Annotated in this window: 21 protein-coding genes and 4 pseudogenes; 16 read left to right on the top strand and 9 right to left on the bottom strand. The window is 70.7% G+C overall.

The window, feature by feature from the left end:
* Nucleotides 1-272 precede the first annotated feature (272 nt).
* From ABZX30_RS21560 to ABZX30_RS21525, 8 genes and pseudogenes are all read left to right on the top strand, one after another.
* Nucleotides 273-481, top strand: a pseudogene (locus ABZX30_RS21560) (amino acid permease); the annotation flags it as partial.
* A 277-nt stretch (nt 482-758) separates the two neighbouring features.
* Nucleotides 759-848 (top strand): K(+)-transporting ATPase subunit F, encoded by a 90-nt coding sequence (kdpF, locus tag ABZX30_RS21555; RefSeq protein WP_037651592.1) that lies wholly within the window; start codon nt 759-761, stop codon nt 846-848.
* 8 nt (nt 849-856) lie between these two features.
* On the top strand, nt 857-2,521 hold the full coding sequence (kdpA, locus tag ABZX30_RS21550; protein ID WP_355935612.1) for a potassium-transporting ATPase subunit KdpA: 1,665 nt from the start codon (nt 857-859) through the stop codon (nt 2,519-2,521).
* Entirely contained in the window at nt 2,518-4,650 is a 2,133-nt protein-coding gene (gene kdpB / locus ABZX30_RS21545) for a potassium-transporting ATPase subunit KdpB (protein WP_355935610.1), read from the top strand. Before kdpA ends, kdpB begins: the two co-directional genes overlap by 4 nt.
* A 5-nt stretch (nt 4,651-4,655) precedes the next feature.
* On the top strand, nt 4,656-5,324 hold the full coding sequence (locus ABZX30_RS21540) for a potassium-transporting ATPase subunit C (protein WP_355935608.1): 669 nt from the start codon (nt 4,656-4,658) through the stop codon (nt 5,322-5,324).
* A gap of 118 nt (nt 5,325-5,442) precedes the next feature.
* Complete coding sequence (locus ABZX30_RS21535) at nt 5,443-6,126, top strand: response regulator transcription factor (protein ID WP_355935606.1); 684 nt, start codon at nt 5,443-5,445, stop codon at nt 6,124-6,126.
* A 61-nt stretch (nt 6,127-6,187) separates the two neighbouring features.
* Complete coding sequence (locus ABZX30_RS21530; protein WP_355935604.1) at nt 6,188-8,758, top strand: sensor histidine kinase KdpD; 2,571 nt, start codon at nt 6,188-6,190, stop codon at nt 8,756-8,758.
* Nucleotides 8,755-9,438: a response regulator gene (locus ABZX30_RS21525; RefSeq protein WP_355935602.1), complete on the top strand. Its 684-nt coding sequence runs from the start codon at nt 8,755-8,757 to the stop codon at nt 9,436-9,438. The genes ABZX30_RS21530 and ABZX30_RS21525 overlap by 4 nt, the downstream gene beginning before the upstream one ends.
* A 127-nt stretch (nt 9,439-9,565) precedes the next feature.
* On the opposite strand, the gene ABZX30_RS21520 is transcribed toward ABZX30_RS21525, so the two are convergent.
* Complete coding sequence (locus tag ABZX30_RS21520; RefSeq protein ID WP_355935601.1) at nt 9,566-10,027, bottom strand: universal stress protein; 462 nt, start codon at nt 10,025-10,027, stop codon at nt 9,566-9,568.
* 513 nt (nt 10,028-10,540) lie between these two features.
* Nucleotides 10,541-10,930, bottom strand: a complete 390-nt coding sequence (locus tag ABZX30_RS21515) for a hypothetical protein (RefSeq protein ID WP_355935599.1) — start codon at nt 10,928-10,930, stop codon at nt 10,541-10,543.
* 429 nt (nt 10,931-11,359) lie between these two features.
* Between ABZX30_RS21515 and ABZX30_RS21510 the strand changes: the two are divergent.
* A pseudogene (locus ABZX30_RS21510) lies at nt 11,360-12,046 on the top strand (lytic polysaccharide monooxygenase); the annotation flags it as partial.
* 173 nt (nt 12,047-12,219) lie between these two features.
* Here ABZX30_RS21510 and ABZX30_RS21505 read toward each other — a convergent pair.
* A complete protein-coding gene (locus tag ABZX30_RS21505; RefSeq protein ID WP_355935597.1) occupies nt 12,220-12,651 on the bottom strand; it encodes a universal stress protein in 432 nt (143 codons plus the stop codon).
* Nucleotides 12,652-12,827: 176 nt separating this feature from the next.
* Nucleotides 12,828-13,187 carry a MarR family transcriptional regulator gene (locus ABZX30_RS21500; protein ID WP_355935595.1) on the bottom strand — a complete coding sequence of 120 codons (360 nt, stop codon included), beginning with the start codon at nt 13,185-13,187 and terminating at the stop codon, nt 12,828-12,830.
* Between the two features lie 374 nt (nt 13,188-13,561).
* Here ABZX30_RS21500 and ABZX30_RS21495 point away from each other — a divergent pair, with 374 nt between their 5' ends.
* Nucleotides 13,562-13,978: a VOC family protein gene (locus tag ABZX30_RS21495; protein WP_355935593.1), complete on the top strand. Its 417-nt coding sequence runs from the start codon at nt 13,562-13,564 to the stop codon at nt 13,976-13,978.
* Nucleotides 13,979-14,151: 173 nt separating this feature from the next.
* On the opposite strand, the gene ABZX30_RS21490 is transcribed toward ABZX30_RS21495, so the two are convergent.
* Nucleotides 14,152-14,862, bottom strand: a complete 711-nt coding sequence (locus ABZX30_RS21490) for an HAD family phosphatase (protein WP_355935592.1) — start codon at nt 14,860-14,862, stop codon at nt 14,152-14,154.
* Between the two features lie 400 nt (nt 14,863-15,262).
* Here ABZX30_RS21490 and ABZX30_RS21485 point away from each other — a divergent pair, with 400 nt between their 5' ends.
* The 4 genes and pseudogenes from ABZX30_RS21485 to ABZX30_RS21470 form a co-directional block, all read left to right on the top strand.
* Entirely contained in the window at nt 15,263-15,871 is a 609-nt protein-coding gene (locus tag ABZX30_RS21485) for a ScbR family autoregulator-binding transcription factor (protein WP_355935590.1), read from the top strand.
* Nucleotides 15,872-16,429: 558 nt separating this feature from the next.
* Complete coding sequence (locus ABZX30_RS21480) at nt 16,430-17,110, top strand: class I SAM-dependent methyltransferase (RefSeq protein WP_355935588.1); 681 nt, start codon at nt 16,430-16,432, stop codon at nt 17,108-17,110.
* A gap of 83 nt (nt 17,111-17,193) precedes the next feature.
* Nucleotides 17,194-17,289, top strand: a pseudogene (locus ABZX30_RS21475) (YciI family protein); the annotation flags it as partial.
* A gap of 7 nt (nt 17,290-17,296) precedes the next feature.
* Nucleotides 17,297-17,614: pseudogene (locus ABZX30_RS21470) on the top strand (metalloregulator ArsR/SmtB family transcription factor); the annotation flags it as partial.
* Nucleotides 17,615-17,791: 177 nt separating this feature from the next.
* Here ABZX30_RS21470 and ABZX30_RS21465 read toward each other — a convergent pair.
* On the bottom strand, nt 17,792-18,343 hold the full coding sequence (locus ABZX30_RS21465; protein WP_355935586.1) for a TetR/AcrR family transcriptional regulator C-terminal domain-containing protein: 552 nt from the start codon (nt 18,341-18,343) through the stop codon (nt 17,792-17,794).
* A 128-nt stretch (nt 18,344-18,471) separates the two neighbouring features.
* Here ABZX30_RS21465 and ABZX30_RS21460 point away from each other — a divergent pair, with 128 nt between their 5' ends.
* Both ABZX30_RS21460 and ABZX30_RS21455 read left to right on the top strand, forming a co-directional pair.
* Nucleotides 18,472-18,696: a hypothetical protein gene (locus tag ABZX30_RS21460; protein WP_355935584.1), complete on the top strand. Its 225-nt coding sequence runs from the start codon at nt 18,472-18,474 to the stop codon at nt 18,694-18,696.
* Nucleotides 18,697-18,733: 37 nt separating this feature from the next.
* Complete coding sequence (locus ABZX30_RS21455; RefSeq protein WP_355935583.1) at nt 18,734-19,447, top strand: SH3 domain-containing protein; 714 nt, start codon at nt 18,734-18,736, stop codon at nt 19,445-19,447.
* Nucleotides 19,448-19,508: 61 nt separating this feature from the next.
* Here ABZX30_RS21455 and ABZX30_RS21450 read toward each other — a convergent pair whose 3' ends face one another.
* From ABZX30_RS21450 to ABZX30_RS21440, 3 genes are all read right to left on the bottom strand, one after another.
* A complete protein-coding gene (locus ABZX30_RS21450; RefSeq protein WP_355935581.1) occupies nt 19,509-20,054 on the bottom strand; it encodes a sigma-70 family RNA polymerase sigma factor in 546 nt (181 codons plus the stop codon).
* Between the two features lie 151 nt (nt 20,055-20,205).
* Entirely contained in the window at nt 20,206-20,889 is a 684-nt protein-coding gene (locus tag ABZX30_RS21445) for a M15 family metallopeptidase (RefSeq protein WP_355935579.1), read from the bottom strand.
* Nucleotides 20,890-21,041: 152 nt separating this feature from the next.
* Nucleotides 21,042-24,245 (bottom strand): BTAD domain-containing putative transcriptional regulator, encoded by a 3,204-nt coding sequence (locus ABZX30_RS21440; protein ID WP_355935577.1) that lies wholly within the window; start codon nt 24,243-24,245, stop codon nt 21,042-21,044.
* Nucleotides 24,246-24,278 lie beyond the last annotated feature (33 nt).

Genomic DNA, 24,278 nt, shown 5'->3' with positions numbered 1-24,278 from the left:
CGGACGGCGCAGGCCGCACGGGCCGCTGGAACCGTTGGTAGACGCCTGCCCGCGGTGTCGAGCACGCCCGGCGGTGGAGAGTGACGTGGGGCCCGCCCGGGGACGGTCGGGCCCCACGTCGTGCACGAAAGCGCAGCCCACCCACGCGGCAGGGATGGATCGGGCGTATCGGGCGCGTCGCAGGGTATGTGTGCCATGCACCGGCCCCGCAGGAGCAGCAGTGGAACCTGCGCCTCCTCATACCTGCGGGGCCGATGCATGGGATACGGCACCGGTCCCTGGGGCGGCCGATCGCCGCGTACGTCCGCGAAAGGCCGCCGCCGAGCCCGGGACCCGCATCGTTGTTCTCGTTCCCGAGGTGGAGTCGGAGCGGCTGTGGCAGCGGCTGCTGCCGAACCAGCAGGGGTGGGCCGTGGTGGCCCGTGCGGTGCCACGGGCCACGCAGGCGGTGATCTGCCGGCTGAGGTTCTGCCTGTCCTGACGGCGTTCACCCGCACGGCCCGCACCTCGCAGTGCGGGCCGTCGCCCTTTTCCGCAGGGTGAAGGGGGCGGCGTCAAAGATGCGTCAAAGATGTCCCGGCCGCCGTAAGGGACCCGTCAACGGCGGCCGAATCCGGCCAGAGAGGCGCTTTCCTCTACTCGTCCGATGTACTTCCGAACCTCATCTAGGAGTTCGCGATGGCCGACGTGGCCTTCGTCGTCACCACGATCGCGGTGTTCGCGCTGGTGGCTCTCGTCGCCAAGGGGGTGACGAAGCTGTGACCGCCGAGAACGTCGTCGGCCTGATCGTGGCCGTCACCCTGCTGGGCTATCTCGTCCTCGCCTTGATCTTTCCCGAGAGGTTCTGAGAGCAGATATGGGTCCCGTACTTGCTGGCGTGCTCCAGCTGCTCGCGCTGATCGCGGCACTGGCACTCGCCTACCGTCCCCTCGGTGACTATATGGCCAAGGTCTACTCCTCCGACAAGCACTGGCGGGTGGAGAAGTGGATCTACAAGGGCATCGGTGCCAACCCCAGCACGGAGATGCGCTGGCCTGCGTACCTGCGTGGTGTGCTGGCCTTCTCCGCCGCCGGAGTCCTCTTCCTCTACCTGCTGCAGCGGCTCCAGGGCGTGCTGCCGGGCTCCCTGGGCTTCGCCTCCATCGACCCGGACCAGGCGTTCAACACCGCCGCGTCCTTCGTGTCCAACACCAACTGGCAGTCGTACTACGGCGAGCAGGCCATAGGCCATGTCGTGCAGGTCGGTGGCCTGGCAGTGCAGAACTTCGTCTCCGCGGCCGTGGGCATGGCTGTCGCCGTGGCGCTCGTACGGGGCTTCGCTCGCTCGCGCTCCGGTGAGCTGGGCAACTTCTGGTCGGACATGGTGCGTGGTGTGACCCGCATCCTGCTGCCCATCTCGGTGATCGCCGCGATCGTCCTGGTGGCGTGCGGCGCGATCCAGAACTTCTCCGGCATCCACGAGGTCGGGCAGTTCATGGGTGGCTCGCAGCAGTGGAACGGCGGCGCGGTGGCCTCCACGGAGGCCATCAAGGAGGTGGGCACCAACGGCGGCGGCATCTTCAACGCCAACAGCGCCCACCCGTTCGAGAACCCCACCCCGTTCTCCAACCTCTTCGAGATCTTCCTGATCCTGGTCATCCCGTTCTCGCTGACCCGCACCTTCGGCCGCATGGTCGGCTCGTTGAAGCAGGGTTACGCGATCCTCGGCACGATGGGCGTGATCTGGCTCGGCTTCGTCTCTCTGATGATGTGGACCGAGTTCGCCCACCCGGGCCCCGCCTTCGACATCGCCGGCGGCGCCATGGAGGGCAAGGAGGTCCGCTTCGGCATCAGCACCTCGTCGATCTGGGCGGTCTCCACGACCCTAACCTCCACCGGTGCGGTCAACTCCTTCCACTCCTCCTTCACCGGCTTCGGCGGCGGCATCCAGCTGCTCGGCATGCAGCTAGGCGAGATCGCGCCCGGCGGTGTGGGCTCCGGCCTCTACGGCATGCTGATCATGGCGATCATCGCGGTGTTCATCGCCGGTCTGATGGTCGGCCGTACGCCCGAGTACCTGGGCAAGAAGATCGGCACCCGCGAGATCAAGCTCGCGGCCTGCTACATCCTCATCACCCCGGCGCTGGTGCTCGTCTTCACCGCCGCCGCGATGGCGCTGCCGACCCCGGGCAACTCGATGACCAACAGCGGGGCGCACGGGTTCTCCGAGATCCTGTACGCCTACACCTCGGGCGCCAACAACAACGGCTCGGCCTTCGCCGGCCTGAACGCCGACACGCAGTGGTTCAACACCACGATCGGGCTCGCGATGCTGCTCGGCCGGTTCCTGCCGATGGTGTTCGTCCTCGCCCTGGCCGGGTCCCTCGCTGAGCAGAAGCCGATCCCGGCCACCGCGGGCACCCTGCGCACCGAGAAGCCGCTGTTCACCGGCCTGCTGGTGGGCGCGATCCTGATCATCACCGGTCTGACCTACTTCCCGGCCCTCGCCTTGGGTCCGCTGGCGGAAGGACTGGCGGCATGACCACCAACACCAGGAAGCAAGAGGACAGCATGTCCACCGCTGCCACTCCCACCCGGGCTCCCCATCAGGATGTCCCGACCGGTCACAAGGAAGGCCGTGTCGGCGCCGGGCTCTTCGACCCGAAGCAGCTGGTCAAGTCGCTGCCGGACGCCTTGCGCAAGCTCGACCCGCGGGTGATGATCAAGTCTCCTGTGATGTTCGTAGTGCTGGTCGGGTCCGTCCTGACCACGGTCTTCTCCTTCAAGGACCCGGGCGACTGGTTCGGCTGGACCATCAGCGCCTGGCTTTGGCTGACCGTGATCTTCGCCAACCTGGCGGAGGCCGTCGCCGAGGGCCGCGGCAAGGCGCAGGCCGACACCCTGCGCAAGGCCAAGACCGATACGGTCGCTCGCCGACTCCTCAAGGGTGGTGCCGAGGAGCGGGTGGCCGGCACCGAGCTGAAGATCGGTGACCTGGTGGTCTGCGAGGCCGGAGACATCATCCCGGGTGATGGTGACGTCGTCGAGGGTGTCGCCTCGGTCGACGAGTCCGCCATCACCGGTGAGTCGGCCCCGGTCATCCGTGAGTCCGGCGGCGACCGCTCGGCGGTCACCGGTGGGACCAAGGTCCTCTCCGACCGCGTCGTCATCAAGATCACGACGAAGCCCGGCGAGACCTTCATCGACCGGATGATCAACCTGGTCGAAGGCGCCGCACGGCAGAAGACCCCCAACGAGATCGCGCTCAACATCCTGCTCGCGTCCCTCACGATCATCTTCCTGCTCGCCTGCGCCACGCTGCCGCCCCTCGCGGACTACGCGGGCACGCACCTGACGATGGTCGTCCTGGTGGCCCTCCTTGTCTGCCTGATCCCGACCACGATCGGCGCGCTGCTGTCGGCGATCGGTATCGCGGGCATGGACCGGCTCGTGCAGCGCAATGTCCTCGCGATGTCCGGTCGTGCGGTCGAGGCCGCCGGTGACGTCTCCACGCTGCTGCTCGACAAGACCGGCACCATCACGCTCGGCAACCGCCAGGCGTCGGAGTTCGTGCCGGTGCGCGGGACGACGGAGGCGGAGGTCGCGGACGCCGCCCAGCTGTCGTCGCTGGCCGACGAGACACCCGAGGGCCGCTCCATCGTCGTACTGGCGAAGGAGAAGTACGGGCTGCGCGAACGCCACCAGGGCGAGCTGGCCGGCGCCGAGTGGATCGCCTTCACCGCCCAGACCCGCATGTCAGGCGTGAACGTGGACGGCAGGAAGATCCGTAAGGGGGCCGCCGGTTCGGTCATCGCCTGGGCCCAGGAGCAGGGCGGCTCGGTCACCGACGACGCCGACGAGATCGCCAACAAGATCTCCGAGGCGGGTGGCACGCCGCTGCTGGTCGCCGTGGAGGACGACCGGGGCGCCCGGATCCTGGGCGTGATCCACCTCAAGGATGTCGTCAAGGACGGCATGCGGGAGCGGTTCGAGGAACTGCGCCGCATGGGCATCAAGACGGTCATGATCACGGGTGACAACCCGCTGACCGCCAAGGCGATCGCCGAGGAGGCGGGCGTCGACGACTTCCTCGCCGAGGCGACGCCCGAGGACAAGATGGCGCTGATCAAGCGGGAGCAGGCGGGGGGCAAGCTGGTCGCGATGACCGGCGACGGCACCAACGACGCGCCCGCGCTGGCCCAGGCGGACGTGGGCGTGGCGATGAACACCGGCACCTCGGCCGCCAAGGAAGCCGGCAACATGGTCGACCTCGACTCCAATCCGACCAAACTGATCGAGATCGTCGAGATCGGCAAGCAGCTGCTGATCACGCGGGGCGCGTTGACGACGTTCTCCATCGCCAACGACGTCGCGAAGTACTTCGCGATCATCCCGGCGCTCTTCGCGGCGGTGTACCCGGGGCTGGACAAGCTCAACATCATGGGCCTGTCCTCGCCGGACTCCGCGATCCTCTCCGCGGTCATCTTCAACGCGCTGATCATCATCGCCCTCGTGCCGCTCTCCCTGAAGGGCGTGCAGTACCGGCCGGTCAGTGCCGACAAGATGCTCCGCCGCAACCTCGCGGTCTACGGCATCGGCGGCCTGATCGCCCCCTTCATCGGCATCAAGCTCATCGACCTCCTCATCTCCCTCATCCCCGGGATCGGCTGAAGGCCATGAACAACTCCCTCACGAACACCGCCCGGCTCCTCGGGGCGGCCCTGCGCGCCCTGCTCGTGCTGACCCTGGTGACCGGCGTCATCTACCCGCTGGTCGTCACCGGCATCGCCCAGGCACTGTTCAACGACAAGGCGAACGGCTCGGAGATCGAGGCGGACGGCAAGGTCGTCGGCTCGTCCCTCATCGGCCAGGCGTACGACCTGCCGCTGAAGAAGGGCCAGGAGACCCCCGAGTCCGACCTGAAGTGGTTCCAGGGCCGCCCGCAGAACGGCCTCGGCACCAACAACGTCAACACCCAGTACAAGCTCATCCTGTCCGGTGCCACCAACCGCTCCGCGGACAACGAAGAGCTCATCCAGTGGGTGAAGGACGCCAAGGCCGCCGTCATCAAGGACAACTCCGTGCCCGGCTACACGGTGAAGCCGTCCGACGTGCCCGCCGACGCGCTCACCTCCTCCGGCTCCGGCCTGGACCCGGACATCTCGCCCGAGTACGCCGACCTCCAGGTCCACCGGGTCGCCGAGAGGAACGGCCTGTCCGTGGCCCAGGTCCAGAAGCTGGTGGACGAGCACACCGAGGGCCGCACCCTCGGCTTCATGGGCGAGCCCCGGGTGAACGTCCTCGAACTCAACATCGCGCTCAAGGAACTCGTGGCGAGGAGCTGACGGGTTCGAACCGCACCTCGCGGGGCCGGCGGCCGGGGCACCTCGGATCCGCCGGCCCCCACCGCCCTGAAGCCCCGCGGACCGATCCGGCCCGTGCACGACAGGAAGGCGCACACCGATGACCCGGGTGCTGGTCGTGGAGGACGACCCCCAGCTCGTACGCGCGCTCGTCATCAACATGCAGGCCCGCCACTACGGCGTCGACGCGGCCCCCGACGGGACCACGGCCCTGCGGCTGGCGGCGGCGCGCCAGCCCGACGTGGTCCTGCTCGACCTCGGCCTGCCCGACATGGACGGCGTCGACGTCATCAGAGCCCTGCGCGGCTGGACCCGCGTCCCCATCCTGGTGCTGTCGGCGCGGAGCGCCTCCGAGGAGAAGGTGGCGGCGCTGGACGCGGGCGCCGACGACTACCTCACCAAACCGTTCAGCATGGACGAGCTGCTGGCCCGGCTGCGCGCCGCCGTCCGCCGCACGGAGACCGCCCCGATCGCGCCCGGGATGACGCTGGTCGAGACGGACGACTTCATCGTCGACCTGGTGGCCAAGAAGGCCACCAGACAGGGGCACGACGTACGTCTCACACCAACCGAATGGAACGTGCTGGAAATCCTGATCACCAGTCCCGGCCGCCTCGTCACGCAGAAGGAACTGCTCCAGGAGGTGTGGGGGGTGACCCAGGGCAACAAGAGCAACTACCTGCGCGTCTACATGGCCCAGCTCCGCCGCAAACTGGAGAAGGACCCCTCCCACCCCCGCTACCTCATCACCGAGCCGGGGATGGGCTACCGCTTCGAGGCGTGAGCCCGTCCCTCCCACCGCCGGAACCGCACACCGAAAGCTGACGAGAGCAGAGACGAGAACAATGGCACGCGGGAAGCTCAGGATCTACCTCGGTGCGGCACCGGGCGTCGGCAAGACGTACGCGATGCTGTCCGAGGCACACCGCCGGATCGAGCGCGGCACCGACTGCGTGGTGGCCTTCGTGGAGCACCACAAGCGGCCGCGCACCGAGGTCATGCTGCACGGTCTGGAGGAGGTCCCGCACCGGGAGCTTGAGTACCGCGACGCGGTCTTCACCGAGATGGACGTCGACGCGGTCCTGGCGCGGCATCCGCAGGTGGCGCTGGTGGACGAGCTCGCCCACACCAACGTGCCCGGATCGCGCAACACCAAGCGCTGGCAGGACGTCGAGGAACTGCTGGCGGCCGGGATCGACGTGATATCGACGGTGAACATCCAGCACCTGGAGTCCCTCGGTGATGTGGTGGAGTCGATCACGGGCGTGCGGCAGCGTGAGACCGTGCCGGACGAGGTGGTGCGCAGGGCGGACCAGATAGAGCTGGTCGACATGTCCCCGCAGGCGCTGCGGCGGCGGATGGCGCACGGCAACATCTACCAGCCGGACAAGGTGGATGCGGCGCTGTCCAACTACTTCCGTCCCGGCAATCTCACCGCCCTGCGGGAACTGGCGCTGCTGTGGGTGGCCGACCGGGTCGACGAGTACCTGACGGAGTACCGCAGCGAGCACCGGGTGTCGAAGATCTGGGGCTCGCGGGAGCGCATCGTGGTCGGTCTGACCGGCGGTCCTGAGGGCCGCACGCTGATCCGGCGGGCGGCCCGGCTGGCGGAGAAGGGCGCGGGCGGTGAGGTGCTGGCCGTCTACATCGCCCGCAGCGACGGGCTGACTTCGGCCTCACCCAGGGAGCTGGCCGTCCAGCGCACTCTGGTGGAGGACCTGGGCGGCACTTTCCACCACGTGGTGGGTGAGGACGTCCCGGCGGCGCTGCTGGACTTCGCGCGCGGGGTGAACGCCACCCAGATCGTGCTGGGGGTCTCGCGCCGCAAGAGCTGGCAGTACGTGTTCGGGCCTGGGGTGGGCGCGACGGTGGCTCGGGACTCGGGCCCCGACCTGGACGTGCATCTGATCACGCATGACGAGGCGGGCAAGGGGCGCGGGCTGCCGGTGGCGCGGGGCGCCCGGCTGGGCCGGGCGCGGATCGTCGCGGGCTGGCTCGTCGGCGTCGTGGGGCCCGTACTGCTCACCGTCGGGCCCGACGCCGGTCTGGTCAACGACATGCTGCTGTTCCTGACGCTGACGGTGGCGGCGGCCCTGCTCGGCGGCCTGTACCCGGCACTGGCCTCGGCCGTGGTGGGCTCCGCGCTGCTGAACTGGTTCTTCACCCCACCCTTCCACACGCTCACGATCGCCGACCCGAAGAACATCGTCGCCATCGCAATCTTCGTCGGCGTCGCGGTGTCGGTGGCGTCGGTGGTGGACCTGGCGGCCCGGCGCACCCATCAGGCGGCCAGGCTGCGTGCCGAGTCGGAGATCCTCTCCTACCTGGCCGGCAGCGTGCTGCGCGGCGAGACCAGCCTGGAGGCTCTGCTGGAGCGCGTTCGGGAGACCTTCGGCATGGAGTCGGCGGCCCTGCTGGAGAGGCGGAGCGACGTCGCCCCCTGGACCTGTGCGGGCAGTGTGGGGCCACGTCCCGCTCAGTGCCCCGAGGACGCGGACGTCGACATGCCCGTGGGCGACCACATGGCGCTCGCGCTGTCCGGGCGGGTGCTGCCCGCCTCCGACCGCCGGGTGCTGGCCGCCTTCGCCGCCCAGGCCGCCGTGGTCCTGGACCGCCAGCGCCTGCAGCAGGAGGCCGACCAGGCCAAGGAGCTGGCCGAGGGCAACCGTATCCGCACCGCGCTGCTGGCCGCCGTCAGCCACGACCTGCGCACCCCGCTCGCCGGTATCAAGGCATCGGTGACGTCCTTGCGCTCGGACGACGTGGAGTGGTCCGAGGAGGACCAGGCAGAACTCCTTGCCTCGATCGAGGAGGGTGCCGACCGACTCGACCACCTGGTGGGCAACCTCCTCGACATGTCGCGCCTGCAGACGGGCACCGTCACCCCACTGATCCGTGAGATCGACCTGGACGAGGTCGTCCCCATGGCGATGGGCGGCATCCCGGACCCCGAGTCGGCGGTCGTCCTGGATGTACCGGAGAGCCTGCCCATGGTCGCCACGGACAAGGGCCTGCTGGAGCGGGTCGTCGCCAACGTCGTCGAGAACGCCGTCAAGTACAGCCCCGCGGGCGAGCCGGTCCTGGTCTCGGCCAGCGCCCTGGGCGACCGTGTGGAGGTCCGGGTGGTGGACCGCGGTCCAGGTGTCCCCGACGAGGCCAAGGACCGTATCTTCGCGCCCTTCCAGCGCTACGGCGACGCCCCGCGCGGCAACGGAGTCGGCCTCGGCCTCGCGGTCGCCCGCGGCTTCGCCGAAGCCATGGGCGGTACCCTCACCGCCGAGGACACCCCCGGCGGCGGCCTCACCATGGTCCTCACCCTCCGTGCGGGAGGATCGAGCACCGAGCTTCCCCAGCCCGTGCCCGCAGGGACCGCACGGCCGGAACACCCCGTACAAACCGAGAGGCAAACTCCATGACCCGGGTGCTCGTAATCGAGGACGAGCCACAGATCGTGCGCGCCCTTGTGATCAACCTGAAAGCGCGCAAGTACCAGGTCGACACGGCGCACGACGGCGCCACCGCACTCCAGCTCGCCGCAGCCCGCCACCCCGACGTGGTTCTCCTCGACCTGGGCCTGCCCGACATGGACGGCGTCGACGTGATCAAGGGCCTGCGCGGCTGGACCCGTGTGCCGATCCTCGTGCTGTCCGCCCGGCACACCTCCGACGAGAAGGTCGAGGCGCTCGACGCGGGCGCCGACGACTACGTCACCAAGCCCTTCGGCATGGACGAGCTACTCGCCCGCCTGCGGGCAGCCATCCGCCGCGCCGAGCCCACCAGCGGCGGCGAGGACGACGTCGTCGTGGAGACCGCCGGGTTCACCGTCGACCTGGCCGCCAAGAAGGTCAACCGCGGCGGTGAGGACGTACGGCTCACGCCGACCGAGTGGCATCTGCTGGAGGTGCTCGTGCGCAATACCGGCCGCCTGGTCAGCCAGAAGCAGTTGCTGCAGGAGGTCTGGGGGCCGGCGTACGGAAAGGAGACGAACTACCTCCGGATCTACATGGCACAACTGCGCCGCAAGCTGGAGGCTGACCCGTCGCATCCCAAGCACTTCATCACGGAGCCCGGGATGGGGTATCGCTTCGAAAGGTGACGCACGAGGTCGGAAGGACGGCCGGCCCGGACAACCGGACCCGAGCCGCACCCACGGCAACCAGCCACCTCCACCGTCCCCGCGCACGGCGTCGAGAAGATGCCGGAACCTGGCCCACCGCCTCCGGTCACCGCACGGCGTCATCGGCTCCGGACGAACGTGTGCGGCGGTGCAGGAACCGGCCGTGCGCAGCTTCGGAGTGGGTCACCACATAGACGTCGATGTCATCACCGGAGCCTTCGATGATGGACTCGCCCACGCCTCGGGAGAACAGCTCCTTCAGGCGGCTGCGCCGGGTGGCTCCGATGACGATCTGGGTGGCATTGACCTCACGTGCGAAGCCCAGAACGGCCCAGGCGGTGTCGTCCCCGGTCACTGTGTGAAAGCTGCCGCCGAGTTCGTCGACCAGGGCCCGCTGTCGTGCCAGGAGCTTGGGGGATGCGGTGACGAGCCCGTCGCCGCGTTCGACATGGACGGCGAGGAACTCGCCGCCCGCCCCGCGTGAGGCGGTTCGTTTGGCGCGCCGGATGAGGGTGTCGCCCTCGGGGCCGCCGGACAGGGCGACCAACACGCGCTTGCGGCCGGCCACCCGGTCCGGCGCCGACCACGAGGAGGTCGTCCTCCCGGTCGGCGAGGCGCACCAGTTGAGGCCCCGGGGTGCCCCCGGCGACGAGCGCCTGTCCGGGCAGCCCGGAGCCCGCGCTTCCGAACACGTCACGCAACGCTTTGAGCAGGGTCTCCCGCACCCACCGCCCGTACTCTTCGGCCATGACCGCCGCGCCCTGTGACCTGCGGGCGGCGAGTTCCCCGCCGGGCGGCTCCCATAAGGATGCACGCAGGCAAGACCAGGAACATCCAGGCGGTATCCCGGCGGAGGATACCGATCCCTTGCTTCCAGGACCCGTCTCAGCCGGGCAGTTGGCGGACGCTCTCGCCTCGAGCATTCCGCAGGTCCTGATAGCCCCACTTACCGATACAGCTGTCGGCGACCAGCATGTCCAGGGTCGCGCCGTTGCACTTGTCCGACGTCCAGTTGCCGTTCCGGCAGAACGCCTGGCCCGCCGCACCGTCGTTGGTGCCGGTGCAGTAGTGTCCCCGATCGTCACCCGTAGCGGCCGCAGTCGTGGCCGTTGTCGAACAGCCCCGTCCTGCCGGCGTCACCGGACGGGACGGGCCGCGCGGTGGGCTGCCCGGTGTAGTCGCCCGGCGTGTTCCACACGTTGAGCGCCGCGAAGTTCTGCGACTCCAGATTCGCCTGGGGTACTCCGCACCCGCCGTACGGCGAGCCGAGGCCGTCGAAGTGCGTGGCGTTGCCGGTGTAGTCCGACGAGTCCGCAACGGTGTTATGGCCGACCGATGCCGCGGACGCCGGCACGGCAGCGGCCGGGGACGACAGGCCGCAGAGGAACGACGAGGCGAGCAGCAGTACGCCCGACGCCGCCGTGGTGAGTAATCGCCGGCCGGCGCGTCGTGCGAGAGGTGCGGTGATCACGGTGACCTCCCTGCTGCCGGACCCGATGACCGGCACGTCGACTGGCCCGACCTCGCGGTCCCCGCACCCCGCCGGTCGAGTCCATGCCAATAATGCGACTGGAACCGCACCGGGTCACCCCCGCGCAGGAATGTCGGCGCAAGGCGTTTACGGCCCCACCAGTAAGCGCTATACCAATAGGTGGGAGCGCTCCCAGCGCACAGCTCCGGTCGGCCCCCAGGCCGTTGTGCGCCGACGACGGGAGCCTGCCACGCACGGTCGCACCACCCGCCAACGGGCCGCTCGCGGCCCTGCCGGCTGCCACCGGTCCGCTGTCCGACCGGTGTGCGACCGGCGCTTGCCCGGTGCCTGTCGTCCCCGCCGCGGTCGGATGACCTCAGAGGAGCCCCCCACATGAACATTCCACGTACCAGTCGGCGCAGGTCGCCGATGCCCGCGCCGCGCTTGCTCAGCCTGCTGGGAGCGGTGCTGCTCGCTCTTGTCCTGAGCTCGCTGCCTTCCCCCGCGTCGGCCCACGGCGTCGCCATGGTCCCCGGCTCGCGCACCTACCTGTGCTACAAGGACCTGGTCGCCCACAGCAGCACCCAGATGCCGGCCAACCCGGCCTGTGCCGACGCGGTCAAGGCGACCGGTACCACGCCGCTGTACAACTGGTTCGCCGTCCTGGAGTCCAACGGCGGCGGGCGGACCAAGGGCTTCATCCCGGACGGGGAGATCTGCAGCGGCGGCCACACCGGCCCGTTCAACTTCACCTCGTACAACGCGGCCCGCACCGACTGGCCCAAGACGCACCTGACCGCGGGCTCGACCGTCCAGGTGCAGTACAGCAACTGGGCCGCCCACCCGGGCAAGTTCAACGTCTACATCACCAACAACGGCTGGTCCCCGACGAAGCTCCTGGCCTGGGACGACCTCACGCTCATCCAGTCCGTCACCAACCCGCCGCAGTCCGGCGGTGCCGGCTCGGACGGAGGCCACTACTACTGGAACCTCACGCTGCCGAGCGGCAAGACGGGCCAGCATGAGCTGTTCATCCACTGGATCCGCTCGGACAGTCAGGAGAACTTCTACTCTTGCTCCGACGTCGTCTTCGACGGCGGCAACGGCGAGGTGACGTACTGATCACGGCATGACGCGCCGTCCCCGACCCGCCGGGCACTCCCCGGCGGGTCGTCGCCTTGCCGCGCCCCCCCGTCATCCGGTAGCGCGGGGACGGAGCTCGCCGGCGCAGGGAAGGGGGCGGCGGCAGCGTCCCCGCAACGGGTCCGGCCGCCGCTCGCCCGTGATGATCAGGTCGTGGGTGCTTCCTCGGGGGCCAGCAGAAGCGCCGTCCGGCTCGTGTGGGCCACGGCGTCACTGACGCGCGGGCTGAAGAACGCCTCGACGAAACCACGGTGATGAGGACTCAGGACGATCAGGTCGGCCTCGAATGCCTGAGCCGACTCGGAAATCGTGGTGGCGATCTGCGTGGTGAGGCCTCTGGCCAGGACACCCTCGGCCTTGACGCCCCGGTCACGCAGGATCGCCACGGCCTCGTCGAGGACGGCCCTGGCGTCGGCGTCGTCTTCGAGCGGCACGACCGTCGCCAGCGAGGCGGCGGAGGCGACGACATGGAGAACGCGGACCTCGGCGCCGGACAATTGAGCCATCTCTCCGGCGAGGCGCAGGGCGGAATAGCGGGCGGGGCTGGGATCGACGGCGACCAAAATGCGCTGGAACATGAACTCTTGTTGCCCTTCTGGAAGACACCGAGGAGCTTCGGGTGATCAAGTCGCCGGAAGCGGCGTCGTGGAGATCAACATCCGGCACGGCCCGAAGCTTCCCGAGTGCCGCGTCGTGCTCATGCTGCCGGTCGGGAGGCGACCGGTCAGGAGTGCGGCTGTCGGGAGTGCGGCTTTCAGGACGTGGCTGCGTGGAGGCGGGCGAGCAGGGTCCGCAATTGCGTGCGCTCGTCGGCGCTGAGCGTGGCGGTGGCTTCCGCGAGCGCGCGTCGGTCCAGCGCTTCGGCTTCGCGGTGGCACATCAGCCCCTTGTCCGTCAGGCGCGGCAGATACGCCCGGCGGTCGTGCGGATGACGTACCCGCTCCACCAGGCCGTCGCGTTCCAGGCTGTCGACGATCGTGGTCGTGGTGCGGGCCGCGACGCCGGTCATCTCGCTCAGGTCCCGCATCCGCAGGGGTTCCTCCGCCCGAGCGAGCATGCGCAGGGCGCGCAGACGGGCGATCGACGCCCCGCCGGTCCGCAGACGGGCCTCCACGAACTGGCGCAGCTGGTGTGTCGTTTCATACAGCTCGTCGACCAGGATGTGGTAGTCGGTGACCCGCCGGCCGACGCCTCCCTCGGACTGCCCGGAGAAGGCCGGCGATGCGTCGGGCGCTGTCGGGACAAGCGCCGCGCCCGTGCGGCCCTCGCAGCCGCTCGGGGTGCTGGTCCACGACCCAGTGGAGCCGGCCGTCGGTGATGTCCGCGGTCACGGTGACCGCGGGGAGTGGTCCGACGGTACGGATCGACGCCTGGAGGACCGCCTGGATGATCGATTCCAAGGATGGGTGGTCGTAGTGATCCCGTACTTGCCGGACGGACGGCGCGGCCCCATAGGCTTGGCCTCCGTCCTTACTGTCTGGGGGAGTTATGACCAGTAGGTTCACTGAGTTGGTTGTCGACTGCCACGATCCGGAGCGGCTTGCGGCCTTCTGGTGCGCGGTCCTGGGCTTCAAGGTGATCGACCGCAGCGAGGGCAAGGTCGAGATCGGCTCCTGGGTGCCGACCGTCGAGGAGGTCCGGGCCCGCCAGATGCCGCCCACTCTGGTGTTCATCCAGGTGCCCGAGGGCAAGACCGTGAAGAACCGGCTCCACCTCGACGTGAGCCCGATCGACGGCAGTACCGACGACGAGGTGGCCAGGCTGCTCCGCCTCGGCGCCGCCAAGGTGGACGTGGGCCAGGGCCCCGGCCGGAGCTGGGTGGTCATGGCCGATCCCGAGGGCAATGAGTTCGACGTCGTGCGCACCCTGGCACCGTCCCACCAGATGATCGGTCCTCAGGGTTAGTGACTGTAGGCGGTCAGCGAGCGCAGGACGGGCTGTCTGCGTGCCGTGACGCCTCCAGCAGGTCGACGGTGTTCATGTACAGTGCGGTGGCCGGGGATTTCAAGACTGGCGTAGCAACCGCACTTTGGGCTTCCTCGCCTGATGCGCGCAGCCGATCCCTTGGAATCGGCCATTCAGGATTCCGGCAGTGGCCTCCGGATGGCGCAGGAGTGGGCCCAGGTCACCAGTTCGGGAGCGTGCAGCGCTGGTAGCCACAGATCGGCTCGGGCGGCGCCGTCGCCCTGGGGCCGGGGACCGACGCCCAGGACCCGTAGTCCGGCGCGGCGGGCCGCTTTCACACCGGTCAGGGAGTCCTCGACAGCCAGTGCTCGGTCCGGGCGGACACCACAGAGCCGGGCCGCCACGGCATAGACGTCCGGGTGCGGCTTGGGACGCATGCCGTCCCCGGTGTCGGGGACGACGATGTGCTGGAAGTGCTCGCGCAGGCCGGCCCGTTCCAGGCTCCCTTCCACCACCACCCTCGGGCAGTTGCTGGCCACCGCCAACGGCAGTCGGACGGAGAGCAGCCGGACGAGCTGGACCGCGCCCGGCATCGTCGCCGGGTCGTCGGTGACGAGTGCAAGGAAGTGGTCGAGGAGCGCGGCCGTCAGGCCCTCCGCCAGCTCGGGCTTGTGCACCGACCGCGCCATCAGCCGGCCGCAGTCCTCGTAGTGCAGGCCCGTGGCCTTGTCGGCGAAACCGGGCGGTGGCTGGAGCGCGTACTCCCGGAAGGCGCGGTTGCGGGCTTCCTGCCAGTGGCGTTCGCTGTCCATCAGGGTGCCGTCACAGTCGAAGATGACGGCTTCGGGTGACCAGTCGAGCAGATCGTGGGCCGTGGTGGTCACAGGGGCCTCCTATGCATCCGCACGCACGACAGGCGGCATTTCCGGCTATCCACGGGAAACGGAAAGATAGTGATGGCTACGTTATTTCTTGTCTGTCAATTCGTGCAATAACTCGATTTAGTGACTCGACTGTGCCGGGATTCGGGCGTATGGCCGTGCGGCGGCGGGCAGCGGACGGTTGACGATCGGATTCGTCAATACTGCTGGTGGGCAAGTCAGTTGACGTATGTACCGGGGTGACTCGACACCTGGGGCGAGCCGCGCCCATTACCACTCGCACGCGTTCCCTTTCGAAAGAATTGCGTAATTACCGCGTGAGTGTGACCGCCTTTACCCCAGGCGCACGCTGGCGCATTAAATTCGTGGCCGGCGGAAAAATCGAGCGAGGGCGGACGGGGCGTTGCAGGAACGGGCGAAGACAACCCGCAGATCACTACTGGAAGCCGCTGCCCAGCTCTTCGCCGAACAGGGTTTCGCGGGCACCAGCGTCAACGACATAAGCGCCCGGTCGGGCCGGACCAGCGGCGCCGTCTACTTCCACTACGCCGGCAAGGAGGCGATCGCCGTCGCCGTCGTCCAGGACCGCTTCGCCGCCTGGTCGCAGCTCGCCCCCCGCTACACGGACGAGGCGGTCCCCCCGGTCGAGCGACTTGTCGCCCTCAGCTACGACATCGCCCGTGCGCTCGCCGAGGACCCGGTGACGCGTGCCGGTGCCCGCCTGTGGTCCGAGCGCGCCACCATCAACGCTCCCCTCCCCGACCCCTTCGCCCTGTGGACGGCCGCCGCCACGCGGCTGCTCGCGCGGGCCCGGCTCGCCGGCCACCTGCACCCGCATGTCCGCCCCGCCCGCACGGCCCGGACTCTGGTGCGTGCGTTCTTCGGCCTGTGCGTCCTGACCGAGGCCCTCGAAGACGCGGCCGTCATCACCGACCGCCTGACCGACTGGTGGCAGCTGACCCTGCCCTCCCTCGGACCCCAGGTGCGCGAGGACCCGCCGGCGGGCCGATGACGCCCGGCGATTCCAGTCACCCGGTGCCCTGTGCCCCGGCCATGGCACCAGACCTGGTCCCTGACCTCAGGGAACCCGCTCCGCCACTGATTCGATCCGGCCGCCGTGTGTCCCGCGGGGGGTGCAGCCATGGCGGATTTCCCTGTACCGGCTGCGTGGGTGGGCGGATGCGCGCGGTGATGGGCGGGTATCGGGCAGTGCCTCGACGCGAACGCGAGACGGCTGGCCCGCGGGTCGAACGGACGGCACTCATGTCCACATCGGGGGGCGTCTCATCCTCGCGATCCCCTTGCCCGTCAGGTACTTCGCGGATGAAGCCGCCGCCGGTCACCGCCACGCGCCGGCCCTGGGCGAGGGAGGTGGTGATGCTTGCGGGCATCCGGCGGTCCCGTGCCAGGGATTTCTGGCCGGTTGCCGTCGAAGACCGACCGACGAGGTCCGCCTGCGCAGCCGCGGCCGGTTCGCCTCCATGACGTCCAGTGCGACGCTCTTTCGGCTCCTGTTGCCGGAACGGCAACAGGAGTGGCAGACCGGGACGCGGGGGGCGACGGTGGTCCCGTGACCGACAACATCGCAGCAGGATCGCCCGCGTCCGGCCTTTCATCGCCTGGCGACGGATACCTGGGAGACCCCGCGGTGCGCGCGGAGTGGGACAGGCGGTACGCCGAGCGGCAACAGTTGTGGAGCGGGAAGCCCAATGGTGTCCTCGTGGCCGAGCTTGCCGGGCTCACGCCCGGCCGGGTTCTCGACGTCGGCTGCGGCGAGGGCGCGGACGCGGTCTGGCTCGCGCGCGGCGGCTGGGACGTGACCGCGCTCGAGGTCTCGGGCGTGGCGCTGGAGCGGGCGGCCGGGCACGCGCGGGACGCCGGGCTCGCGATCCACTGGGTACACGCCGCACTCACCGAGGCGGTGCTCCCGCCGGCCTCCTTCGACCTGGTTTCCGCGCAGTACCCGGCCTTGCTGCGCACCCCCGACGCTGCGGCCGAGCGGACGCTGCTCGCGGCCGTCGCGCCCGGGGGAGTGCTGCTGTTCGTACACCACGCGGGGATGGACACCCAGCAGACGCACGACAGCGGCTTCGACCCGGATGACTACGTCTGGCCGTCGATGGTCGCCGATCTCCTCGACGACGACTGGGAGATAGAAGTGGACGAGCAAAGGCCACGCTTGGCACCCGAAGGTGGTGCCGGCGCGCACCACACCGAGGACAGGGTGCTGCGCGTGCGTCGGCTGCGCTGAGACCACTCGGCTCACAGACCGCCGGGCAGCCCTCGCGGTGAAACCCGCTCGACCTGGCCACCTCCTTGAAGAGATATTCAGGCATGGAGTTCCTCTGCTACCACCGCGACCGGCCCGCCTCCCTGCCACTGCGCTACGGACTGCGGGAAGAGCATTGGTCCTACATGGACCAGTACGCGAACGCCCCCGGTGGTGCAGTACCCCGTCGCCGAGCCGAGTCCCGCCGAGCCGGTTTCCCTGGAAGCGGTCACCCTCCGGCTGCAGGCACTGGCCCATCCGGTACGGCTGCGGCTGCTGCGCACCTTGGCCCGCGGCCCGCACACCACCAGCGAGCTGGCCCACTTCTGGGAACTCTCACCCCCGGAGGTGTCCCGCCACCTCGCCGTCCTGCGCCGAGCAGGCCTGCTCGCAGCTCGACGGCACGGTCGGTACGTCCGGTACACCCTCAATGTGCCCGATCTGGCGGCCTTGGGCACCGACCTGTTGTCGGCCGTACTGCGCTGAGCAGCTTCCGTCTGCCGGAACGGGCTCACAGGGAGCGGGTCGTCGTCACCGTCGATGCGAGCAGGACCGCCCCTTGGCCCCAGGTGTCGTTACTCCGCCAAGCTCGTCGCCATCTCGGCACCTTGGAGTCGTCGGTGACAGAGCCGCGCGGCCCGCGGCGTGTCGCTCGCCTCACGCTCACGGAATGGAGTCGGCTGCCGCGGTCCGGAGACCGGCGAGCACGAACTCCAGGCCCCGAGCGAACTCCTCATCGGCGAACCGGACCCCCAGGCCCGCCAGTCGGGCGAGGGTGGGCAGTTCGTTCCCGGCGAGGTCGGCGACGCGCCCTGCGGCCTGTGAGGCGTTGCCGCGGGTCAGGAGGCCGGCTAGTTCGGCTTGGGCGACGCCCATGACGAACGCCATGACGGTCCTGAAGGCGGCCAGCAGGTCGGGACCGTCCAGTCCGCTCCGAGCAAGGGCGGCGGCCAGCGCCTCGGCGGGGGCGAGGGCGGCGGGCGAGGACGTACGACGGGTCAGGACGAGAGGGACGGCCGCCGGGTGTTCGCGGACGGTCCGCCACAGGGCGGTGGCGACGGCGCGCACGTCGGCGGGCCAGTCGCCGGTGGGCTCCGGTGTCGCGACCCGCGCGGCCACTGCGCTGACTACCAGTTCCTCCAGTTCCTCCCGTCCGGACACGTAGTTGTAGAGCGTCATCGGCCCGGTGCGCAGCGCGGTCGCCAGCGCGCGCATGGTCAGGCCGCCCAGTCCGTCGCGGTCGACGATCTCCAGAGCGTGCCGCTGGATCTCGTCCCGCCGCCCCGGCCGCCTACGAGGTGTACGTCTGGGCGACCGGCGTGAATCTGCGCCCCTGCCCGCGGGTGTCCGACGCGTGCCGGCCCACCGGCGTGCGCCTGGGACGCGAGTATGTCGCCGCCTACTGTCAGGTCCTCGCCGACCGCGTCGTCGACGGGCCGTACCAGAACGCCTACTGGGTCGAGGTCGCCGCCCGGGGCCAGGTCGGCTGGGTCAGCGCCGTGTATGTGCGCGGTGGCGACGACAACCAGCCCGTTCCCGGCATCCCGGGCCCCGACAGCTGTGTCTGACCCGTCCGTGTCCCGCCCCCCACGCCAGGAGACCGCCGTGCCCCGCTTCGCTTCCCTCCGCCGCTCCTTCACCGCCCCTGCCGCCGTCGCCGTCGCCACCGCGGCCGTCCTGCTGGCCACCGCCCCGACCGCCGGAGCCCGGACGGCCCCCACGGCCGCGGCCGACCGGTACCACCACACCTGGGCCACCGACGTGAACGTCCGGGTCAGCGAGGCCGATCCGAACACCTGCGGACGCCACCCGTCCGTCGCCAACTGCCCCGACGTGCGCGAACGCCTCCAGCCGAGCACGCCGTTCTACGTCTACTGCCAGGGCCCCGGGCAGGTCGTGGGCGGGAACCCGTACTGGCTGATGATCAACAGCGGTACGACGACGGGGTGGATGGCCAGTTACTACGTCGCCTATCCGGACAACCGGCTGCCCGACGTCCCGGACTGCCCCGGCATGAGCGGCGTGAGCGGGGCCGGCGCATCGGTCGCCGCGAGGAACGGACGCGCGCTGGGCCCCTACAGCGTCACGGCGTACGAGACCGTCAACATCCGCAGTGCGCCCACCACGTCGTCCCGGGCCTTCGACAAGATCCGGGCGGGGGAGACCCGTTTTGACGCTCTCTGCTGGACACGCGGCGAGACCGTCCGGGACCACGGCTACACCAACGATGTGTGGATCGGCTTCACCGAAGGCTGGGCCAGCGCGGTCTACCTGAAGGGAGACGAGTACGCCGGGCTGCCGGCCGACGCGACGTGCTGAGTCGGCGTACGGAGCGGGGGCGGGGCCGCGTGGCTCCGCCCCCACTTCCTCTCGCTCCCCGTCAGCGGCCCCGGTGGTCGGACAGTGCGGCCCGCATCCTGGCGAGGCCACGCATCCGGTTGCGCTGTACGGTCCCCCGGTGCGCGCCCAGGCGCTCAGCCGCCGCGTCGTGGCTGAGCCCCTCCAGGTCGACCAGGATCACCGCGGCGGCCTCCTTCGGCGACAGCAGCGACAGCAGCGCCAGCGCCGCGCACCGGGCCTCGCAGCGCTCGACTCCGCCGTCCCAGCCGGGTTCGGGGAGCCGGTCGGTGACCGTCTCCCGGCGGGACGGCCGCTGCCAGGCGTCCCGCAGCAGGTTCAGCGCGGTGGCCGAGGCGTAGGCGTACGGATGCTGCGGGGCGGCGAGGGTGCGCTCCCTGGCCCGGCGGGAGAGCCGCATGTAGGTGTCCTGGAGCAGGTCGTCCGCATCGTGCGGGTTTCCGGTCAGGGTCAGCAGCCGCCGGCGCAGCCGGGGCATGACCTCGGTGAAGACCGCGTCGAACTCGGCCGAGTTCATGCCGTCGAGCGGACGGTCGATGACGGTGTCGCAGGGCTCGGTGATGCTCATCGAACGTTTCCCCCATGGGCCCGCGGCGCCACTGGTCGGGTGGACGCGGGCTGTTGCTGTGTCCGGCCGGAGCCCGATGCGCCGGCCGCTGTGCGGACGAGTCCGGTGCGGACCGCCTGGATGCGGACCGCCTCGGTGCGGACGGGCCGGCTCAGGCCGGTGCGGCGGAGGTCCCCGTGCCGTCCGGCAGTGCCACGGGACCGTAGCGGGCCGCCCGCTGCCCGGACAGCAGCGCCCAGTACCGGTCCCCGTAGGACCAGTGCCACCACTCCGTGGGGTAGTTGACGAATCCCGCGGACGTCAGCGCCCGCCGCATGACCGCACGGTGGGCACGAGCGGTGGCGCCGATGTTCGGCGCGTCCGTACGGCACGCGTGGTCGCTCTCCTCCGGGGTCGCGTTGACCTCGGTGCCCAGCGGCAGTTCGGTGCCGTCCATGGTGCACAGGGTCAGGTCGATCGCACCTCCGCTGACGTGCGGGGCGACCTCGGGCGGCGAGATGTAGGCGCTGGCCAGTTCCCGGATCCGGGCCGGGGACGCCTCGGGGTGTGCGGCCCGCAGGGTCGCCGAGTACGCCTCGAAGTAGGCGCGTTGGAGCGCCGGCGGCCGGTACCCCTCGACCACCAGGAACCGCGTCCTCGCAGGGAGCGCGCGCTGTGCCTGGAGAAGCCTGCCGAGGACGCCGGTCCGGGTCCGGGCGTAGGCACCGAGGCCGTCGGCCTTCCGGTCGTCGAGCAGCAGGTCCGGCATGTGCCGGATGTCGACGAGCGGTTCGGTGCATTCGTCCAGCGGAACGGCCGCCACGCGCGGGTCGGAGAGGGTGATGATGTCGGTCACGTACCGAGGGTCCCGGGCGTCTCTGCAAAACCTCTGCAGGTGCTCTGCAAGCACCCGGTTCGCTACCCCGAAACAGCTCGGTGCCGGTGAGCAGGGCAGGGACTCGGCCCGGCCGGACAGCGTTGCGCGCAAGAGCCCCCGCCCGGCACCGTTCAGCCGCGTTCCTCCCACGCCTCCCTGGCACCGAGGGCCCGGAACGCCGCGTGCGCCTGACGACGGGCCTCCTCGGCGGCCGGGTGGTCGCCGTGCGCCGCGTGCACCTCGGCCAGGTCGCGCAGGGTGCGGGCGCGCCAGAGCGGCAGGGCGAGCCGTTCCCAGAGAGCGAGCGCTTCCCGCAGCGGGGCCTCCGCGCCGTCCGGGTCTCCCCCCGCGAGGTGCCACTCGCCCCGGGTGCGCAGCACCAGCGCCTCACCGAAGCGGTCCTGCCGCTCCCGGGCCACCTTCAGGCAGCGGCCGAGCCGCTGGTCCGCCCGGTCGAGCACGCCTTGTCTCAACTCGACCTTGGCCAAAGCCTGTTCGGCGTACATGAGGCCGAAGGAGTCACCGAGACAGATGAAGATGCGCAGCGCCTCGTCGAGCAGCGCGGTGGCGTCGGACAGCGCGCCGCGCGCCCGGTCGCACAGGGCGATCGAGCGCAGGGTGAGGCCTTCGCCCTGGTGGTCGCCGACCCGCCGGAACAGCTCCAGGGACCGGGCCAGCGCCTGACGGGCCTTGTCGTCGCGCCCCTGCTCGCGATGGACGTAGCCGATCCCGTACAGGGTGCGGGCCAGACCCGCGTCGTCTCCGAGCGCGGTGTACCGCTCCAGGGCGGCGCCGAGCGCTTCGGACGCCTCGCCGAACCGGGCCTGTTCGCGGCGGATGGTGCCGATGCCGACCAGGGCGGTGGCGCTGCCCCGCAGCGCGTCGCGCGCGGCGTCGCCCGGTGGCCCCCCGGCGCCGCCCGTGGTCGGCGTCTGCTCGTCGAACAGCCCTCGCGCGCGCTCCAGGCAGGCGTGCGCCTCCTCGAACCTGTCCTGCTCGTAACGGAGGTGGCCGAGGCCGACAAGGAGCCACGCCTCGCCCTCGCCGTCCCCTTCGCGGCGCACCGCGTCCAGGGCGACGCTGTGGGTCTGCGCCCAGACGTCGAACTGGTTGTACAGAGCGGCGGAACTCGCTATCAGGGCGCCCGCCAGTTCGCGCGCCGCTCGGGTCATGCCGTGAGCGGCACAGTGGTGAACGGCCGCCACCAGACAGTTCTGTTCGGCGGCGAACCAGGCGGCGGGCCGCGACAGCAGCCGGTCCCGGACCTCGGGGTCGAGGCGGCACTCCGGGTCGGACTGCGGCAGCAGCCAGGAGACCCCGCCGGGTCCCCGGACGGCCGCGCGGTCGGCGAGCGTGAGCCACCAGGAGACCAACCGCCGGACGGCGGACTCGCGTTCGGCGGGGCTTTCCTCGGCCAGGCAGCGCTCGCGGGCGTGTTCCCTGACGAGGTCGTGGATCCGATACCGGTTCTCGCCGGTGCCGTCGGCGCCGAGCACCTCGATGAGGTGGCAGTCGACGAGCCGTTCGACGGCCTCCTCCGCCTCCTCGGTGCCGAGGTCGAGGAGCGGCGCGGCGATCCAGACGGCGAAGTCGGGCAGGTCCATCAGCGCGAGGCGGCGCAGCGCCCGGCGTTCGGGCGGGTCCAGTTCCGCATAGCCCAGTTCGAGGCTGGTGCGCACCTCGAGGTCCCCGGCCCGGAGTTCGTTGAGGCGGCGGCGTTCGTCGCGCAGCCGTGCGACGAGTTGTCCGGGTCCCCAGTGCGGCCGCGCGGCGAGCCGGGCGCCCGCGATCCGCAGGGCGAGCGGGAGCTGGCCGCACAGCGCGACGATCTCGGCGAGGTCGCCCGGCTCCGGGTGCGTGCCGGTGCGGTACGCGACCGTGGTCAGCAGGCGCAGTGCCTCGCCGGGGTCGGGCACCGACAGGTCCAGGCGGACCGCGCCCTCCAGCGCGCTCAGCCGCCGCCGACTGGTGATCAGGACGGCCGAACCGGCGCCGGGGGGCACCAGAGGCCGCAGCCGGGCCTCATGGGGAGCGTTGTCCAGGACCAACAGGATCCGGCGGTCCGCGAGGTGGGTCCGGTAGAGACCGATCAGGTCGTCGGTTCCGGAGGCGGGCTCGGGGTCGACCCCGAGCGCCCGCAGCAGCCGGGCGAGGGCGTCGGCGGTGCTCAGCGGGGTGGTGTCAAAGGCGCGCAGGTCGAGGAAGAGGCGGCCGTCGGGGAAGAGGTGCGCCGCGCGGTGGGCTGCGTGGACGGCGAGCGCGGTCTTGCCCATACCGGGGCGGCCGGAGATGACCGCGAGGGGCGGAGCGGTCCTGGCAGGGTCGCGAGCCTGGTCGAGAAGTGCGGTGACCCAGGTGACCTGGCGGCTCCGGCCGACGAAGTCGGCGACGTCCGGCGGGAGATGGGAGGGCGCGCGGAACGTGCGGCCATCGGTCGCGGGCGTGCCGGGGCCGGCCGGGTCCGCCGGGGGCGCGGGCACCGGGATGCCCAGAGCGGCGGGCGCGGGAACCTGCGGGTCGACGGACGCGGAGCCGGAGCCGCCGGGTGCGAGGGCCTCGGCCGACCTGGGGTGTCCGGCGGCGAGCGCGGGGTCGTTGCGCAGCACGGCGAGGTGGAGCGCGCGCAGTTCTGATCCCGGGTCGATGCCGAGGTCGGCGCGGAGTATGTCGCGGCCCTCCTGGAAGACCCGCAGCGCGTCGGGCGCCCGGCCGACCCGGAACAGGGCGGTCATCAGCTGGGCGCGCGGCCGTTCGCGCAGCGGGTGGGCGGCGACGTGGGAGAGCAGCGGGGCGACGACCTCGCCGTCGTGCCCCATCCTCAGCCGCAGTGCGAAGAGGTGCTCCTGCGCGATGAGCCGCAGTTCCTTCAGCCGGGCCGCCTCGATCCGGGCGAAGGACTGGGTGACGCCCTCCAGGGCGTCCTGCCCGCGCCACAGGGCGAGGGCGTCGGTGAGCAGGCCGACCGCCTCGGTGTCGTGTCCCGCGTCCGCGGCGCGCCGTCCGGCCGACAGCAGGCGTTCGAACCGGCGGGCGTCGACCTGGTCGGGAGTGAGGTCGGCGAGGTAGCCGGGGGCCCGGGTGCGGATCGCGGAGGCGGCGCTGGCCGGTGCCAGGGCGCGGCGGACGGCGGCGACGTGCGAGGCGACCAGCGCGCCCGCGGTGGCGGGGGCGCGTTCCTCCCAGACGAGGTCCACCAGCCGTGCGGTGGACAGGACTTCACCCAGCTGCACGACGAGCGCGGACAGCAGCGCCACGGGCCTTGATCCGCCCAGGGGCAGGCTTCGGGCCCCGTCGTCCCACACCTCGACCGGCCCCAGCAGCCGCACTTCGATCATCGTTCCCCGGCAAGCATCGATCCGCGCGTCAGG

The sequence above is a fragment of the Streptomyces sp. NPDC004542 genome, assembly GCF_040610035.1.
In the GTDB taxonomy this organism is placed as follows: Bacteria; Actinomycetota; Actinomycetes; order Streptomycetales; family Streptomycetaceae; genus Streptomyces.
This window is presented reverse-complemented; position numbering and strand designations above follow the sequence as displayed.